Origin of the sequence: Acetobacter sp. JWB, from assembly GCF_003323795.1 — a bacterium.
GTDB lineage: Bacteria > Pseudomonadota > Alphaproteobacteria > Acetobacterales > Acetobacteraceae > Acetobacter > Acetobacter oryzifermentans.
This window is the reverse complement of sequence record NZ_CP030871.1, coordinates 1,909,635-1,928,167: the sequence shown is the minus strand read 5'-3', so window position 1 is coordinate 1,928,167 and position 18,533 is coordinate 1,909,635. Positions and strand designations below refer to the sequence as shown.

Annotated in this window: 13 protein-coding genes and 1 pseudogene; 1 reads left to right on the top strand and 13 read right to left on the bottom strand. The window is 44.6% G+C overall.

Features of this window, described 5'->3' with window-relative positions; all coding sequences use genetic code 11:
- Positions 1–192: 192 nt before the first annotated feature.
- From DS739_RS09110 to groES, 13 genes and pseudogenes are all read right to left on the bottom strand, one after another.
- Positions 193–990, bottom strand: a pseudogene (locus DS739_RS09110) (IS5 family transposase).
- Positions 991–1,189: 199 nt separating this feature from the next.
- Positions 1,190–2,902 (bottom strand): hypothetical protein, encoded by a 1,713-nt coding sequence (locus DS739_RS09105; RefSeq protein WP_006116429.1) that lies wholly within the window; start codon positions 2,900–2,902, stop codon positions 1,190–1,192.
- A 33-nt stretch (positions 2,903–2,935) separates the two neighbouring features.
- Positions 2,936–3,732, bottom strand: a protein-coding gene (locus DS739_RS09100; RefSeq protein ID WP_197051022.1) for an IS5 family transposase whose coding sequence is annotated in 2 segments (ribosomal slippage) — positions 2,936–3,393 and positions 3,393–3,732 — 798 coding nt in all. Because the reading frame shifts where the segments join, the coding sequence is not laid out codon by codon here.
- Positions 3,733–3,753: 21 nt separating this feature from the next.
- Positions 3,754–4,137, bottom strand: a complete 384-nt coding sequence (locus tag DS739_RS09095; RefSeq protein ID WP_006116430.1) for a hypothetical protein — start codon at positions 4,135–4,137, stop codon at positions 3,754–3,756.
- Positions 4,138–4,343: 206 nt separating this feature from the next.
- Positions 4,344–6,320, bottom strand: a complete 1,977-nt coding sequence (locus DS739_RS09090; RefSeq protein WP_035352446.1) for a hypothetical protein — start codon at positions 6,318–6,320, stop codon at positions 4,344–4,346.
- A gap of 60 nt (positions 6,321–6,380) precedes the next feature.
- The gene (locus tag DS739_RS09085; RefSeq protein ID WP_100070286.1) at positions 6,381–7,973 is read right to left on the bottom strand and encodes an SGNH/GDSL hydrolase family protein; all 1,593 of its coding nucleotides are present in this window, start codon (positions 7,971–7,973) and stop codon (positions 6,381–6,383) included.
- Between the two features lie 85 nt (positions 7,974–8,058).
- A complete protein-coding gene (locus tag DS739_RS09080) occupies positions 8,059–10,185 on the bottom strand; it encodes a hypothetical protein (protein ID WP_231621216.1) in 2,127 nt (708 codons plus the stop codon).
- 183 nt (positions 10,186–10,368) lie between these two features.
- Positions 10,369–11,100: a glycosyltransferase family 2 protein gene (locus DS739_RS09075; RefSeq protein WP_035352444.1), complete on the bottom strand. Its 732-nt coding sequence runs from the start codon at positions 11,098–11,100 to the stop codon at positions 10,369–10,371.
- Positions 11,101–11,112: 12 nt separating this feature from the next.
- Complete coding sequence (locus DS739_RS09070) at positions 11,113–12,693, bottom strand: hypothetical protein (RefSeq protein WP_006116434.1); 1,581 nt, start codon at positions 12,691–12,693, stop codon at positions 11,113–11,115.
- Positions 12,694–12,707: 14 nt separating this feature from the next.
- The gene (locus DS739_RS09065; protein WP_006116435.1) at positions 12,708–13,082 is read right to left on the bottom strand and encodes a hypothetical protein; all 375 of its coding nucleotides are present in this window, start codon (positions 13,080–13,082) and stop codon (positions 12,708–12,710) included.
- Between the two features lie 143 nt (positions 13,083–13,225).
- Positions 13,226–15,442, bottom strand: a complete 2,217-nt coding sequence (locus DS739_RS09060; protein ID WP_035352442.1) for a hypothetical protein — start codon at positions 15,440–15,442, stop codon at positions 13,226–13,228.
- 194 nt (positions 15,443–15,636) lie between these two features.
- Complete coding sequence (gene groL, locus DS739_RS09055) at positions 15,637–17,277, bottom strand: chaperonin GroEL (RefSeq protein ID WP_006116437.1); 1,641 nt, start codon at positions 17,275–17,277, stop codon at positions 15,637–15,639.
- Positions 17,278–17,332: 55 nt separating this feature from the next.
- Positions 17,333–17,626 (bottom strand): co-chaperone GroES, encoded by a 294-nt coding sequence (groES, locus tag DS739_RS09050; protein ID WP_026019247.1) that lies wholly within the window; start codon positions 17,624–17,626, stop codon positions 17,333–17,335.
- Positions 17,627–17,836: 210 nt separating this feature from the next.
- On the opposite strand from groES, the gene DS739_RS09045 reads away from it, so the two are divergent.
- Positions 17,837–18,505 (top strand): dienelactone hydrolase family protein, encoded by a 669-nt coding sequence (locus DS739_RS09045; RefSeq protein ID WP_006116439.1) that lies wholly within the window; start codon positions 17,837–17,839, stop codon positions 18,503–18,505.
- Positions 18,506–18,533 lie beyond the last annotated feature (28 nt).

Genomic DNA, 18,533 nt, shown 5'->3' with positions numbered 1-18,533 from the left:
GCGGGATGCATTACGAGAATATGGGCCACACAAAACACTCTGCAACTGCTGGCAGCATTGCGGAGCCATGAGGATTTTTGTGCGGATGATGGACGGTGCTTTCAGCATGGATAGCTGAACCGCAGATACGACAAGCAAAAATACAAACGTCGAAATTGTATTGAGACTATGTTCGGCAGATTCTAGGGCCTGTTAGGGCTTGATCCAGTCTGCTGCGGCAGGCGATGTGGATGACCGCGAGGAACGACGTTGCTGTTTTTTCATATCTGGTTGCGACAGCGCGCCACTCCTTGAGGCGAGCCCAGAGGTTCTCAACGAGATGCCGACACCGATAGGCCCATTTGGGGCAGGCGACCGGGCCATCGCGTCGTTTCGCAGGAATGGCTGGCCGTGCTCCCATGTCCCATATCCGTTCACGCATGGCGTTCGACGCGTAGCCCTTGTCCGCTACTACCCACAGGGGAGTGGCGGGAAGGCTGTCGAGCATGGCTGGTGCCAGAGGCAGTTCATGAGCCTGTCCAGGGGCCAGCGCAAAACCGAAGGCTTTTCCATGTCCATCAGCGATCACGCAGACTTTTGTGCCATAGCCACCGCGAGAGCGGCCAAGTGCTTCACGATGGTCTCGCTCTTCGAAAGAGGCCCCTTTTTTTGGGCTCCCGCCGCTTTGTGGTGAGCCCTGATGTTTGTGCCATCCAGAAAAGTCATTCCGAATGCCACTCCCTGTTGTTCCTGAACCAGTGCGAGCAGCCGCTCCCATACGCCGAGCTTCGCCCAGCGGATGAAAAGCTGCGCAGCCCGCCACCACGGACCCAGTTCAGCGGGGATACTCCGCCATTTCGCGCCATTCTCATGACGCCAGAAAATCGCTGCTATCGTCCGCCGCAGATCATGTGGCGGCGTCTTGCCCCTCGGGCGAACCTCCTCAATCAGAGGTTCCCAGATCGCCCATGTCTCGTCCGTAAAGGTGCCTGTTCTGTCTCCTTCTTCCATCCCTACAATATGGGAAGAAATTCAAGATCTAACAGGCCCTAGGGCTGGAGACGCATCGTAAGACGCTACGGCAAATGCTTCAGCGTCATGTTCAGGCTATCAGTCCTAAGCCGAAGGAATATATTTTAAATAGTATTTATAAATATAAAGTATTCCTTGCCTGAAGTCATAATCATCAGGCAAGGAATGTTACGTTTACTTAGTAAGAGGAAATGGTTTCCATTTTTTTAATTTTGTCGTGCACAATATTCAAAATGGCATCAGATATCTGTTTATATACCCGGCGCTCATAATGAGAACCGCCAAAACTTCCATCTTTTGCGAGATCATTTTCAGATTTCACAAATTGATGCGCATCCAGGAAATCAACCCCAAATTCGCGGGCCACAGGTAGTGTCAGTTCGTTAATCTGACCAAAAGCAGAAAGAATACCCAAGTCTCGTCCCACTCGGCTGTTTAGGCCAACAATGATAATGGTCTTTCCAGCACGTTTTAGGCGGCTGAATAGAGTTCTCAAGTCTTTAACAAAGATATCTTTGTTAAAGCCACCAACAAATGAAAATTCTGATCTAAAAAAGTTCCACTGGTCCCTGGTCGTGTTGGGAAGTTTGTCCTGAATTTCCTCATAAGGAACGGTGGTGTAATCGAACTTCTCAAACGGGCCGCCGGGCAAGTAATATGGGAGCGCGTAAGTTCCCATAGGGATAGTCATGCCTGTGGTTTTAGAACGGTAGAGCCCATGAAAAGTTTCTTGGCCAAATGTAAATACATAAACATCCGCCGTTTCATCCCAAGCGGCAGTGGCAAACCTATTTTCAGGAATACCAGGAAGTGCCGCAATAATTTGGCGGTTGATCGGACGTTCCAGTGCTTCATTGACAAGCGCAGAACGTAGGGTCGTCGCAATTTCCCAGCCTTCATACGGGTAATTGAATTCTTCTTTGGTTTCTACATCTGTCCGCAGGAAGTGCGCTGTCATCATCATATCACAAGCGCCACGTAAACACACTGTAGGCCGCGATGCTGCGCCAGCTATACTGTTATCTGCATTGTCAATATCAGGTACAAAGCTTACCCAATCAACCAGAGGCATATCTAGGCGGCTAGCTACTTTACCTTGGATATCAATATGTTTGCGTCCAAGTTTTTGCCATACAGCTTGCTCCACGCCCATATTCATGGTGCGGCATGAGAACAGGAAGTGCTTACAAGTATCACGCTGAATGAAATAGAAACCGCAAATTCCATAGTTACCATAAGCATCAGATACTTTTACGTAACCTACGTTGCTATTGAACTCTTCCTGTAATTCAGCTTCAAAAACTTTTCGCGCTTCTTCAATATCTTCCGGCCAGCGCTTTTTTGTAAAATTCAGCTGATTTGTACGGTTTACAAGGTCATGAATACGCGGGAATTGCTGTTCAATATCCGTATGGAAACTAATGCGGATATTACTATCGCGCAAAAAGCTGATGTTATCGCCACCCATAGCAGACTTATCTTTCTGCTTTGCTTCCAGCACACGATACTGTTGAAGGCGTTTGCAAGTTGGGTCGGGCTTACCTTTAAACTTGGGGTCTGCCAATAAGGTAGGGATGATGGTTGGTTCAGCTACGTTAATGCTCGGAACAAAGTGCAGGGCTTCATTAAGGTTTGTGACATTATCATCAATAAATAAAACGCTGGCGGGACGTAGCTGAATTTGCTCAACAATGTCCTTAATCAGCGGGCCTTTAGGCCCCCATTCAATGCGCGGGAAGACAAATTCGTCCCAAACACCAAGTTCTTTTAACTTGTTTTCTACATCCGAAAAATCATTCCGAGAGCAGATGGCGTTTACAATTCCCCTGCGGTTTAATTCTTTTACAATATTAATGTTTTCTGGAATTTGGGTAATTTCACCTTCAGACAAAGTACCAGTCCAGAAGGTGTCATCTAGGGCCTGTTAGAGCTTGATCCAGTCTGCTGCGGCAGCGATGTGGATGACCGCGAGGAACGACGTTGCTGTTTTTTCATATCTGGTTGCGACAGCGCGCCACTCCTTGAGGCGAGCCCAGAGGTTCTCAACGAGATGCCGACACCGATAGGCCCATTTGGGGCAGGCGACCGGGCCATCGCGTCGTTTCGCAGGAATGGCTGGCCGTGCTCCCATGTCCCATATCCGTTCACGCATGGCGTTCGACGCGTAGCCCTTGTCCGCTACTACCCACAGGGGAGTGGCGGGAAGGCTGTCGAGCATGGCTGGTGCCAGAGGCAGTTCATGAGCCTGTCCAGGGGCCAGCGCAAAACCGAAGGCTTTTCCATGTCCATCAGCGATCACGCAGACTTTTGTGCCATAGCCACCGCGAGAGCGGCCAAGTGCTTCACGATGGTCTCGCTCTTCGAAAGAGGCCCCTTTTTTTGGGCTCCCGCCGCTTTGTGGTGAGCCCTGATGTTTGTGCCATCCAGAAAAGTCATTCCGAATGCCACTCCCTGTTGTTCCTGAACCAGTGCGAGCAGCCGCTCCCATACGCCGAGCTTCGCCCAGCGGATGAAAAGCTGCGCAGCCCGCCACCACGGACCCAGTTCAGCGGGGATACTCCGCCATTTCGCGCCATTCTCATGACGCCAGAAAATCGCTGCTATCGTCCGCCGCAGATCATGTGGCGGCGTCTTGCCCCTCGGGCGAACCTCCTCAATCAGAGGTTCCCAGATCGCCCATGTCTCGTCCGTAAAGGTGCCTGTTCTGTCTCCTTCTTCCATCCCTACAATATGGGAAGAAATTCAAGATCTAACAGGCCCTAGATCCCAGATAACCAAGCGGATGCCTTCTTCCTTAGCTTTGGGAAGGGCCAACGGCGCAATGAGCTGATAAACCAGATATTGGAAGCCTGATTGCTGGCAGCTGCCAAATAGGCGAATTTCGTCTCCTAATTTATCGGCTATATTAAATATCCAAGAACACTTGCCTTCCGCAGAAAATATTTTTAAGCCATCATTATCAAGTTTCCAGCTTATTTCTTGGGGATGATTTTCCCACCCTGTAATAAGGCCATCTGGGGCAAATCCAAATGTGGTAGATTGCACAGGATGGTTGGCTGGCCCCCAAGCCCAAGAATGACCGGTTAATTGTTCAATGGTTAGAATTTCATTTATTGGAGTAAGCATATAAGATTCTCTATAAGGAAAGATTTCTACCTTTTTCGATTATAAAATGTTTTCAGCAATTGTAAACAACACTATTTATACACTAAAAAGCAGAATGGGTATTGATCATAAAGGAGGTACTATACCAAGTATGCAAGATAGAGCATAAGTAACCTCCCATGATATTGTCACGCAGATTATTTAATATTTTAATAACATGGATCGTATTATTTCAGACTTATTAATGGAATAATCTTCCAGCCGTGTTTTGTGTAAATTACCGGGGCATCATCTGTTGTATCGTAAATAATTTCTCCAGGTTTTGCTGATGTAATTTGTTTTATTTCTTCTTTGCTCTTGGATGGTAGTTTAAGGGTGTCCCCAATGGTGACTTTGCCATTGATATTTGCATCATGTTTGGTAGTTAAAGACTGAGTAGTTAATTCACCAGTGTCTTTTACAGAAAATATTGGATTATTATTTTGAATTTTATTATTTTCTTCTGTTTTTACACGATATTGCAAGGCATGCTCTTTGCTGTCATAGCCCAAAATGTGTTTATTAAGACCAGAAGAAGTACTATCTGCGGTCAAATCTAGATAAGTGTCTGCTTGAGTTCGAGCCCATGAGTGAATGCCGGGTTGAACGAATACAGAAGCGGAAGCATCAAAAACCGTATTATAAATATGTGCAGGAGCAGCAAAAGCAGCGCCAATTTCTGAGCAGGCAGGTACTTTATTTCCGTTGTAGTTCTCAGGATATGTAGGGATATGACAATTAGATGAAGCTGAAAAGGCAAGGCCGATTTGTGCTTTTAATGGACCAAGGTATAACCATTTAACCGATGCGTCGTTAATATTGCGTGTTCCAGTAAATTCAAAACGAGGCAAAATCTCGCCACTTGTGCCGCCTTGGTCACTTACAAATAGATGTTGCATACCGGAACGCGGATCTACAACACGAATCATCTGGTGAGAGGCGAAGGGGGTATCTGGTTTCCAGAACGGCACATATTGTTCCCAAAGGCCATTGGATGCGAGTTGATTGATGCGGTGCGCTGTTTGTGCATCATAGCTCGTAGCAGCCAAATCATAACCAACAGCATTTAAGTTGTGTTCTGCTACAAATTCTACAGTTGAAAGCTGCCCGAATGATGGAGCATTGCGATCTCCGTAAGTATAATCGAGCCCTTGGGTTTCATCTAGTTCCTCAGCTGTCGCCCAAGACCAGCTCAAGCCTTTTTTGTGTAAAACATTTTGGAAAGCATAGTTTTGCTGTCCGTATCCTTGCATTCCATCATCTTCAAGAAAGTTGCTTAAGCTGCGCGTTGAAGAAATCGCCTGTGGGGTAATAATCGTATTAATATCAATATTACGTTTATTAATATGGTCTATGGAATTTCTACCATGAACTGGATCATTATTTACGTAATTAATCGAGAAAGAAGGTGCTGTATTGTCAACACGACCTTGATCGATACGGCCTAGTGTCAGAGTTGGTAAATCCCGCGGAGGAACACTTAGAGTGGGAAAACTGTCTCCAGCGTATGGAAAGGAAAGACCTGAGAATGTGGCTTGAGGAAACATGGAAGTATCTGCCTCTATCATGTTGATGACGGCAGATGCTGATGTATAGGGCGTTGTTGATTTATCTAGATAATTGGGAAGTGTAAGGGGAGGGCCGTTTTCAAAAGAATAGCTTAATGTTTTATCTAAATAAAAATATGGAGAAGGTGAGGAAAAGACGAGATCAAATAGTGTTTGGATATTTTTTTGTTTTGCAGAAGTTTTTACGTCAGTCATTATACTTCGAGACGTTTCTGCAGGAAGGACATTGAGAGAAGTTGTGTTTACACGAAAACACGCAGCCTTATGGAGCGGATCTGCATCATTTTGAGCATGAGGATTAGGGCTCCAATACTGCTTCCCCTGGTAGTTTTTGAGATTTTTTGCATATTTCTTTACGATAAAATCTGCAATAGATCCGTTTTTGTTAACTTTTGTAATTTCTATAACAGAGCCATCATTATAAACGGTTGCTATATCACCAATTTGCCATCCACTGCCTGTGGCATCTTTTACCCATATACAGGGCACAATAGACGTTGTTGAATATTCCGAAACAGAATGCGAAGCTGTTTGCGCAAATCCAATAGAAGGAAATAAAAGAGCGCTCATAGAGATAAGAGAATTTTTGATATTCATGATGGTATCCTTTTATAAAAAATAAGAATTTTTTACTATTCGACGTGAATATTTAAATTGCTATGTTGGAAAGCCATTTTCGCCCCAATTTTGCGCTCTAAATACTGGGGTAAGAATATCTCGCACGCCATAAGCATTCATATGATAATGCCCAGAGCCACCGGCTGCGTAGGTGTGTTCATACAAATCATTATCTGTGCGATCTGGCATATTTCTGACTGCATTTTCACTCACCACAGAAGCATTGGCAACGCAGAGATTAAAAATGCGCAATCTATTGTAGCCAGCCCATTCTAGGCGAGGGGTGAAGGGGCTTCCAAATCTAATTATAGTTTCATCGCAAACATATTGATAACCTGTGCCTAGGGTATTGAGATGTTCTGGTTGCCAGTTTGTATGCGAAAGAGGCACCCATATTGAAAAGACAAGGCGGCTTCCCTTAACCATAATATTAAAAAGAGCAGGGAAAGATGGAATAGGAATATTTGTTATTCGCTTTTTATCTTCATCCGGGTGTGTGCCATCACTCCAAGAATAAGCAATACAACCGCTGTCATCGTCAAAAAAGACATGCAGTTTATTAGAGTAAGGTGGATGAAATGCGCTGGAATATCCAGAACTGAGATTGAGAGAAAGGAAAGCAGGCTTTTTTTCTAATTCGAATGCAAGCGCAAAATCTGTGCAATTATTGGCAGCAATATGATTTTCGTTTTCGCAGGTAGGGAAATCCCAATTATTATGCGGAGTTTCCGAAATGTAAGAGCCAAAGGATGAGAGGCCGGACCCTTCTTCGGGGTGCACACGCGTAAGAGTGAGTTCACAGGGGTCAAATCCATCACGCCGCATGCTATGCCAACGGTGAAAATCCAGATAACCCAATCCCTCTCGTTGCGCATATGTACGCAACCACTTGATAATTCCGTCCAGACCTTCCTGATATTCTTGTGTCGCATAACCATTAATGGTGGATGCTTGGGAAGGATGATGCGTTAAGCCTAAAATAATTGATGGTGGTTTAGGGGCGCTTAAAAAGAAAGCGATTAATTCTTTCACATCAAGGGGGTTAAAGCTTCCAACGTCATTGCCGCCACTATGCAGAAGAAGCAGATCGGGCTGATAATATCGGACAGCTTCTTTCCAATTCATGTTTGGTGGTGGATTTATCCATTCTGGTGCTGGAGTAGCCTGTGAGTTCATATCCTTCCAAGATCGTCCCCCCGCAGCTGCATTGATAAATGTAAATCTTACATGTGGAAGGTGTTGTTGGAGTGTTTCCAGCCATGCGTAAGTAGCATTCTCTGTATGGCAAACCATATCACTTGCGGTTGCAAATATACTATCTCCCATAACCATAACGGTTGCTTGTTTTTCCCGACAAGCTTTATGGAAAGCTGTAAGATGTTCTGGTCTCACCGTAGCTGAAAACATGGATGGTGGCGCTAAATGGGTTGGATGAATACCTTTACGCCGACAGTTCTGAACCTTGGCATTTCCTTGCAAAATAAGGCGGTTTACAGAGCCCAAACCACTTCCATGCGTACTTTCAAGAATAGAAGATTCCGATGGAATTTGGAGAGTTTTTTTAGATTGTGATGATGTTTGTGAATTTTTTTCAAGTAATGAATTTAAGGATAAAGATATATTTTGGGTCATATGAATATCCATCTAGAAAAAATTCAATAAATAGTTGTTCTAGGTAGGATATTTTGATCTGCCTAGAACAACTATATAAAGTAACTTATATGTGGTCTTGGATGAGTTGTTTTATGCTTTCATTTGTCGTCTGCTCGTAATCGGCTTTTAAAGCGGCTTTCAGAACATTAAGATCAATATTCTGTCTTAGAAAGCGCATATGAATGGCGGTGGAGCTTTGTAAGAACACATCGCTTTCGTAAAAAACGGTCTGTGCAAAACGGTGCCAGAAAGGCCGATCATGATAGAGTTCCGACAATGCGGGATCCCGAATAATTTGTAGGATCAGGTCTTTGGCATCAAAAGCTCTTGCTACGGCCTGAGCGCTCCCCGCGAAGTAACGGTCTCCTACCCCCTCAATCCAGCATGCTTGTGGATCAAAGTCACATACCGCTGTAGGCGCTGATGTTTCAGCAGCAGTGGTTGTTGCCAGATTGGAAATGGAAGAATTCTCGAATAGCACATCAGGACGTATAAGTGCCATTGTGCCTATAGCCGCACCTTTTCGTTCTGTAGCTTGGTGTGTCAGATCATATAAACCCGCAATACGGTGCCACATACGCGCCTGATTTTCCACGCCCGAGCCAGCATTTTTGTAAAATGCACGGAACTCACGTCCGATATCATCCATATATTGGTTTTCTGTAGAGATATTAATGAAAATATCAGAACTATCAAAACCGCAACTTTGGGCAATTTCGTGAAGAAGTTCCAGACTTACAGTTTCATTAGAATAAGACGCTTTCTGAATGGCTTCTGCCGTGGATGGTAGAAGATTACGGAGCTCTGCCAGAGTATGGATATGATGTTCGGTTAGAATTTTCTTGATAGGTTCAGGAACCCGATGAGCAAATTCGCTTGTAGGGCTTCCATCTTCAATCTTTTTCTGCCCCGTCTGATCCCACGTAGAAATGCCGATGCTAACCGTTTTGCCTTTAGCCCGCCAATCTTGTGTATCTTTGTAGAGATATTCCATAACTTTGGAAAAGCTGCCACGTGGATCACGCATTTGGCCAAAGATACCAATAAAGAGGTGGCTTTCTCCCCCTACTTTAGGAAAAATGGCATGGCGTGGTTGCGCAAGGAATGGCACCCCCCGAATACTTTGTAGGGGCAGGCGTTTCCTGTAGCGAGAAAGAACTTCTGTTGCCCATACATTCGTGCTGAACAAGGAGCTAAAGTTAAAAGCTTTCATATCTCCTTCTACAAAATTTTTGCAGAAAGAAGATTTGAGGAATATATCAAGAATATCATTAAATTTATCTCGGTAAGAAAGGTTTTTCTGAGAAAAAATATCAAAATATTTTATAAAAAGCGGATGATAAGCAAGTTTTGTAACAATAAATTCTTCTTTTTGTAGGATAAGATCAATTTCATGCCGCTTCTCAAAGGAGACGGCCAAATGAAAGACTATGGCAGCTCTGTCAGGGTCCAAGTCCGTGATATGCGTAGCAAGAAATGCAACAGTTAAACCACCAACATCCGTGTTCGGGACGGGGGTATGCCACATAATTCTTTCGATGTGGTGTCGGAAATCGTTAGCATTTCCAGAATTGGGTCGAATAAGGCCTGCGATGAGAGCGTTAAGGGCATGAGGTTCCATATGCCATCCTGTAGAATTTGTTGCCTGCCTGTGAAGAAACTTTGTATTGATTTCCAGTAAATATTTTGTAAGCCCTTGTGTCAGACTTTCCCACAAAGGGTCAAAGGGCCACCAACTTTCACGCGGGGGGAGAGAATTATAAATTGTGCAGGCTGCGGCAGGATTATTCGTCAAGCGCAATGTTTCTGCTTGGATTATCTGAATAATGGGATCATTAAGTATTTCTGGTGGTAAACTTTTTAAAAACTGTATCTGGAAATCCAGGTCAATCTTGCGTGATAGATTAAGAAGCCCGATTTCGAGGCAAAGACGATGACTAAGGCCAAAAAAACTTATGAGGCGATTGAGAATAATGAAAATTTCACGATAGTTTTGGTCTGACGTTAGGCGGATAAGGCCTTCAATGATTTGCTCCTGAATAGCTTTAATGGCTGCAGAGTGCTGGCTATTATCTTCAGGGCAAGTATAAGAGCATTCAATTAACCGAGAAAAAGCTTCTTGTATGTTTCCTGCGTTAACAAGATCTAGAACCTCTTGTCGATTTTTTAGAACTTCTTCGTAATCCATCATACTTGCCTTTATCATTTTCTCTGTGGGATATTACGAAAATCAATGCCGTTCCGCTAGGGCCTGTTTATGCCATAACTATAATCGGCAAAATAGCAAATTATTTTCGATGATTAATAAAATCCATCAATAAGTGGTAATATTATAAATAAATATTACCACTTATTGGAGTAGAATAGAGTATTTTTAAGAATAGATATTTTTTAGAACATCATCATATTCTTTGGGAACCCCACAAAATATGATATCATTTTTATCGACTATTTCATAATGAATAGAAGATCCGCGTTTAATAAGATGATTATAAAGTGGAGCAATATAAAGTTCAGGCATAGAAGGAGCTTTTTTTTCTTCCTCTAGCGCCCATAGGAAATCAGAGGCACGTGCAAAGTAGTATAAACCATCGCAACATAGGTCAGATATTGGATTTTTTTCTGTTGTGCGAATAACTCGCGGTTCACTACTATTTTTTTCTGGGCCAACATAAGACCAATTTTGTCCGGTTCCTTTAAATACTTCCAGGTAGCCGTCTGAATGAGCAAACCAAGGTTCAGAAGGAAAAGAGAAATTTTTGCGGAATGTGTCAATATTGAAAATAGTGAGCGGGGTTTCTAAAGGATACTGGCTCCCCACAATGCCCAGCTCAACTGTTTCTGCTTGTCCTTTTGTGGGGGCATCAAGAATGATTGTTTCAAAGTTCTTAATGCCCATTTTTTGGCATTCTTTGGCAATAAAGTTTTTTGTATCTTCTACATCGCGTGCAATAAAAACAAATTTTTCTTGTGCAAAGTAATTTTTAAAGCTTCCAACAGCAAGAGAAAAAACAGTATTATCGCCGACAGGCAGCATATATTTAGGTAATTTATACCCAGCTTCTGTAAATCGACGGGATAGACCTGCCATAGGTATAACAATCATGGACAAAACTCCTTATATAAGCTGATAAAGACGGGCTGCATTGGCAATAAAAGCTTTTTGCCTATCTGGTCTGTCTGCATGTAGTGGCAGCATGCTGATAAACAACAAAACAGTTAAAGAATTGACTTCAGTTTTACTTATGTTGTTAGGGAGCCTGCGCAAGAAATCAGCTTGCACCCATTCATGATGCGGCCCTGATGGGAAGGAGATGCTGAAATTATAAGGAGTTTCAGCCTCAAAAAGATAATGGCCTGCAATAATCAGGTCATATAGCCCTCCGAATGAGTGCCATAGTTTGGCAAAGTCATATCGAATGTCGCCGAAAATGCTTGAGCCAGTAACAGGAATATAACCGCGCGGATCAATTGTACAAATACGGCGTGCACGGGAGTTATAAAGAATATTACTAAGGCAGAAATCTCCATGCATAATAGATGCATTACGATCAGACGAAAGATCAATATTGCTAATCATTTCATCAGCAATTTGTTTAAGAGAGGGTAATTTTTTACCATCTAGTGTCAGTGGATGATTAATATCAAACCCTGTTACTTTAGAATATTGGGCAATGCGATCATAGGTTTTGTCTGTTGCAAGGCGCTTGAGAATATCATTGCCTTTGATTTCAGGCGTAGAATGCTTTTGACAAATGGAAAGAAATTCAAAGCATGATTCTAGAATACTTTCCCATGTAGCTTTGCCTATGCTGGAAAAAACAAACAATTCCGACAAGGTTGGCGCGTATTCGTATTCTATTGTGTAAGAGTTTTCAGACGTATCTAAAAGACGTGCTGTAAACGGTTTAATATCCGCCGGTACATTCTGGAGCCATGTGGCTTCATCATGCATTTTTTTATGGTCATCACTGGATTTGCGCACAATGCGATCATCAATGTAGAGAGAATTGAATGCGCGTTGTGTTGTGACACTGCGGCGTGAGCGGAAGTAGGTTTGCAGGTGCCCAAAATCGTACCATTTCTCAGGGTAAATGGCTTTTAAGGTATGTTCCTTTGCGTATAAGGCGATACCTTTAATAAAGCTTCCTCCGGCGCGCGTAAGCGCCCGTACAAGATGGCGAGATTTGGAAAAACAGAAGTAACCACAAATAATATGCTGGGGTTGTGGTGGGGTTGCTTCTAACTGGATTGCCTGCAAGTCTGAGACAGTATTGTCTTTTTGGATGCTAACAGAAGCCCAAGCATAATCATCACTTTCATGGTGCACTGCCAAGGCATCAACCTGTTCAAGGTCTAATCCTTCTACAAGCGTATCACCGTGGAGTAGATGCAAGGTTTCAGCTGAAGTTTCAATGTAGTTCAGTGCATAGATGATGGAATTGCCTAACGACAGATGGCTGGGAACACGCACAATAATTGCGCCCAACTCTTCTAATCGTTGCATGTCATAATGCGGAACATTAAAATCTTCAGGCAGTGTCAAATAGACAGAACCCAGTTTAGACAATGCTTTAATCTGGGTTTCGTAAAGACGTGTAACACCTATAGGTAGAAAGGAAGGGGGAATACGGCCAAATTCAATGGCCAATTCCTGGTCAACATATGCACCAGACAGGATGAGGGAAAAAGACGTCATGGATATTCCATCGGTTAATTGTCGATGTTCAGGAGTTTCCTGATTTCTTCGGAGGAATATTTCAAAAATTCATCAGGACGGATAGCTTTATCATCTACATAGAAGCCTTCAGTGCCGCACCATGGCTTGCCGACATAGATTTCATCAAAAGGGATATCATGCTTGCGCAGCCAGTCTATGATAACGGGCAACGTGTTTGCATTTATTTTACCTACATTACCGTTATAGGTACGTACATTACGAGCAGTTTGAATGACAATTTCAAAACCTGCCTGCTTGTATTCGCGTAGTTTTTCAACAACTTCAATATTAGGTTTTTTTTCAGAGTAGGACTTGGATGCATCTGTAAGCGTTAGAGTGTCATCCAAATCCATAATTAGTCTTTTCATTTTACTAATACCTCCTCAAACTCCTGTTTCACATGGTTCTTTTGTTGTTTACCGAACCCGAAAAAGATGCAACGCTTTTTAGCCTTGATCCGTGAATTTTCTCTATAAGATAAACAGACGTTATCTAATATTGAGTTTTTATTTTAAGAAACATGCGGGCTTGTAGGGGGTAATAGGCCTGCAGGTAAATAAAATACCTCAGTACCATCTTTATGGTCTTTGGGCAGGAAACCTGCTTGCGCGTACATATTTCGGAATAAGGAAATATTGGATGTGATGGGGAGGGAGATTGTGATATCGCCTTCACCAAACTGATTGCGAATAAGTTGTGCAGCCTCAGAAAGCATAAAGTTTTCAGTGCCCATTCCATGTACGCGTGCAGATAAAATGAAACGATTTATGGCATGATCATCAATAAACATGGCCGCAGAAGGGCCGTAATCAGCAAATCTGTCTTTTACTGAGAAGATTAAGAGCATTTTTTTTGAGTCTATGGATGTAAAAGAATTTACAGTTTCCTGAGTAATATTTACATCTTCTGCCTTCGATGTCAGGGAGTTTTTAATTAAAGAAGGCAGGCTTTCTAAAAGCTTATCATCAGATGAAATAATCTTATGCGGGGAAACCTTGCATTCCATAAACTGCAACATTTTTAGTGATTGTGGTGTAAAATTGCTAACTGGAGCCTGCATTACAGCAGAAGGCGCTGGTGGTGTTTCTAGTTTTTCTGTTTTATGGGGCAAAGTTTGTTTGAAATTTGCCTGTGTTTCTGCTGCCCAAAGCAGGATGCGCCTTGTAAGATAAGGGTTTTTTCCTATGGTGCGTATGTCAGGAAAAGTTTCTGTAATAGCTGCTCTACGTATGGCTGAAGCATCAACCAAAACAATTTCTGCCGACTGTACAGAAAATTTTGAGCAGATATCAGGTATAATATTGCTTATAGGGGCAGAATTAATGGCAACGTAATCAAAATCTTCTAAAGCCAAAAATTTGGGTTCAATGATTTTATCCCATTGAGCTTGTATGTCTGCCTCATTCCCGTCTGCGTAAAGACAAACCTTTATGCCACGCCCCCGCAAATACTGGATTGCTTCCCATATGCCCATTGGCCAGCCATCTTGCCTTGGCATGGGCAAAGTTTGGTCGCCAGAAGCATCCTCTGAGAGTTTTCCGCGCCATATCGTATTATCTAGACTGAAGATAACTGTTTTAACGCAGTCAGTCTGGCATAGGGTGCGCAGCCCCCATATCATCTGCCGGAAAAGGAGTGTTCCTATAGTGTTATGTTTATTGGGATAAATTGTTTGCAGATCTGGGAGAGGGCCGCCTTGTTCAAAGGGGCCAAAATCATCCCAATCCTGAAAGATGATCCCATTATGGGTGTTAAAATATATTGTATCATCTTGAATATAACGTTTACCAACAATGGAAGTGACTGCTTCTATATCCAAAATTTTTATTAAGGGATGATTATCTAATTCTGTAGAAAGTAGAATATTTAGTGTTTGAATAATGGTGGATACAGACATATCAACGCCGCGATCCCGCGAAAAAGGCCGGGGAGGGATCTGCGGAGTTAGGAAGTTTGAAACCAACAAAGGTGTGTCGGATAAAGCGGCATAATCTAAAACGTGCTGAATAAAGTTTTTAAGTGTCTCTTGAGCATTCGTTAGAATATTCTGTGCAAAATTTGGCGTATTAAAACGCGCACCCCAAATAATATCATCACCTAAAATAGAGCGCAAAGAAGGCTGGAGATATACAAAATCATAATCTTCTAACGGAATAGGTAAGGCTGTAGGCAGCGGAGCTACAAATTCATAGGGTATAAAATCAAACCGAATATCTAGATATTGTTGTGTGAGTTGTTCATGGCATAAAGCACCGATACTGGAACCTATAATCAGCACCTTTTGTACTTTTGTAGGAACAATTTCTAGATTGCTGGGGAATATAAATTCAGAATCCTCTAATTCTGTAGATTCCATGCTTTGTGTGGGAAGAGCAGAATCCGTAGTTTTTTCGGTGAGGAGAGGCTTAGATGAAGGTGCTTGCTCTTCTAAAATGGCGCAGAGGTCGTGCTTTGGGGTTTCGAGAAAAATAACTAATCTTCCATCATCCCGATATTCCATGCCAGTTGACTGCCACGCAAGATCTCCATCGTTTGCAAGGATAAGGAGCTGATGGTTTTCAATCCTCCATAACCATGCATTGGAGCTGTCGGGTTCTTTTATACGTCCTGAAGGGCTTAGAAAAAGTTGCTGGATCTGTGTGGATTCAGATTGGAAATTCCAAACTTTTTCTGTGAGTGCTGGAGATAATGAAAAAGGTAACCCACGAAAAGTTTTTGTTTCCAGCATTTTTGCCTGCACCTGACGAATGGGGTACTAAAAGTAGTTGCCCGTGAAAATCTTTACGCAGTTTTATAGCATCCAATACTTTTTATCAAAACACTGGGTTTAATTATAGCTGTATGCAAATAAAAACGGGTGAAGGGATATAATCCCTCCACCCGTCAGGCAGTTTAAAAGACTTCTTAGTTATAATGTAAGACTTAGAAGTCCATACCGCCCATGCCACCCATGTCAGGGCCGCCAGCCGGAGCGGCTTTCTTTTCCGGGCGTTCTGCAACCATGGCTTCCGTGGTGATCAGCAGGCCAGCAACAGATGCTGCATCCTGCAGAGCCGTGCGGACAACCTTGGCCGGGTCAATAATACCGGCTTCAACCAAGTTCTTGTATTCGCCAGCCTGAGCGTCGAACCCGAAGTTGTAGTCGTTATTTTCCAGCACCTTGTTTGCGATCACAGCGCCGTCTTCACCAGCGTTGTGAGCGATCTGGCGCAGAGGAGCCTGCAGTGCGCGGCGGATGATGTCACCACCAACGCGCTGGTCATCATTGTGGTAGTGCAGGCCTTCCAGCTTCAGCGTAGCGCGGGCCAGAGCCGTGCCACCACCAGGAACAATGCCTTCTTCCACAGCAGCGCGGGTTGCGTGCAGGGCATCGTCAACGCGGTCTTTGCGTTCTTTTACTTCCACTTCGGTGGAACCACCAACGCGGATCACGGCAACACCGCCAGCCAGTTTGGCCAGACGTTCCTGCAGCTTTTCACGGTCGTAGTCGGAAGACGTTTCTTCGATCTGCGCACGAATCTGCTTAACACGGCCCTTAATGTCATCGGCTTTGCCAGCGCCATCAACAATGGTGGTGTTTTCTTTGTCGATGTGCACTTTCTTGGCGGTGCCAAGCATGTTCAGGGTAACGGTTTCCAGCTTGATGCCCAGATCTTCGCTGATGACCTGACCACCCGTAAGGATAGCAATGTCTTCCAGCATAGCCTTGCGGCGATCACCAAAGCCCGGAGCCTTAACAGCAGCAATTTTCAGGCCACCGCGCAGCTTGTTAACAACCAGAGTTGCCAGAGCTTCACCGTCAACGTCTTCTGCAATAATCAGCAGCGGACGGCCGGACTGAACAACGGATTCCAGCAGCGGCAGCATAGGCTGCAGGGAAGACAGCTTCTTTTCATGGATCAGGATGTAGGGGTTTTCCAGATCCGCTGTCATCTTTTCCGGGTTCGTCACGAAGTACGGAGAGATGTAGCCGCGGTCAAACTGCATGCCTTCAACAACATCCAGTTCTGTCTGGAAGTGCTTGGCTTCTTCAACCGTGATCACGCCTTCGGAGCCAACTTTCTGCATGGCTTCGGAGATCATCTGACCGATTTCAGATTCACCGTTTGCAGAAATCGTACCAACCTGAGCGGTTTCCGCCGGGGTGGTAACTTTCTTGGCGTTCTTCTTCAGCTCTTCGATAACAACGGCAACAGCCTTGTCGATCCCGCGCTTCAGATCCATCGGGTTCATGCCAGCGGCAACAGCCTTGTGGCCTTCACGCACGATAGCCTGAGCCAGAACCGTAGCCGTTGTGGTGCCGTCACCCGCAATGTCATTGGTTTTAGATGCAACTTCACGCAGCATCTGAGCGCCCATGTTTTCGAACTTGTCAGCCAGTTCGATTTCCTTGGCAACGGAAACACCGTCCTTGGTGATGCGGGGAGCGCCGAAGCTCTTGTCCAGCACCACGTTACGGCCTTTGGGGCCCAGCGTTACTTTTACAGCGTCAGCCAGAATATCCACACCGCGCAGCATACGCTGGCGTGCGTCTGCACCAAACTTTACGTCTTTGGCAGCCATTGAATTTCTCCTGTGAAGATCGTTCTGAAATTAAATAATGCGGATCAGCGCAAAATCAGGCGGTTACCACGCCCATGATGTCGCTTTCCTTCATGATCAGCAGCTCTTCGCCATCGATCTTCACTTCTGTGCCGGACCATTTGCCAAACAGGACACGGTCACCAGCCTTAACATCAAGCGCCACAATCTGGCCCTGTTCATTCCGGGCACCCGGACCAACTGCAACCACTTCGCCTTCCATAGGCTTTTCCTGAGCTGTGTCAGGAATAATGATTCCGCCAGCGGTCTTCTGTTCGCCTTCAAGGCGACGGACAACTACCCGGTCGTGTAAGGGACGAAACTTCGTCATTATGGATCGCTCCACATTCATTTTTGGGATGGTGCCCTTAACAGAAAGCAGCCCCATCCACTTTGTCGCGCGTAACATAACGCCGCGTTACGTTAGCACTCCCACCCCGGGAGTGCCAGAAAAGGAGATAGGTCTGGCCAAAGGCAGAGTCAAGGAATGTGGATAAAGTTTCTTTTTGCTGTAACGTAAGAGCAGATAGGAGGTGCTCGCATGGGTCATATCACTACACTTCAGGCTGCGGATGGACATGAATTTTCCGCGTGGGAAACCGAAGGTAGCCATCATCCTTACACACTTGTGGTGCTTCAGGAAATTTTTGGGGTGAACCACCATATCCGGCAGGTTTGCGAAAACTTTGCCAAGGCCGGATGCCACGTTATTGCGCCAGCTTTGTTTGACCGCGTGCAACGTGGGGTGGAGCTGGATTATTCCACAGCAAGCGTGGAAAAAGGCAAGGCGCTGCGGGCGCAAATTCCGCTTGCTAAAACACTGTTGGATATTCAGGCAGCCGCCTCAGTGTTCAAGCCGCGTAAGGTGGGCATTATCGGCTATTGCTGGGGTGGTACATTGGCGTGGGAAGCTGCATGTAGAACGGATGACTTTGCAGCCGCTGTTGGCTGGTATGGGGCAGGTATTGCCGCCAGCCGGAATGAGACTCCGCGTTGCCCCGTAGAGCTGCATTTCGGTGAACAGGATACAAGTATTCCGCATACTGATATTGCAGCCATTCGACAGGCGCGCCCGGAAGTTGAACTTTACGTGTACGACGATGCAGGGCACGGCTTTGGTTGCCCAGAAAGAAGCTCTTTTAATGCCAAAGCTTATCAGGAAGCGCAGGAACGCAGCATTAATTTCCTGAAAAGCAATATGAATCCGTAGTGTTATTTTCCTGTTCTCGTCATGGCCT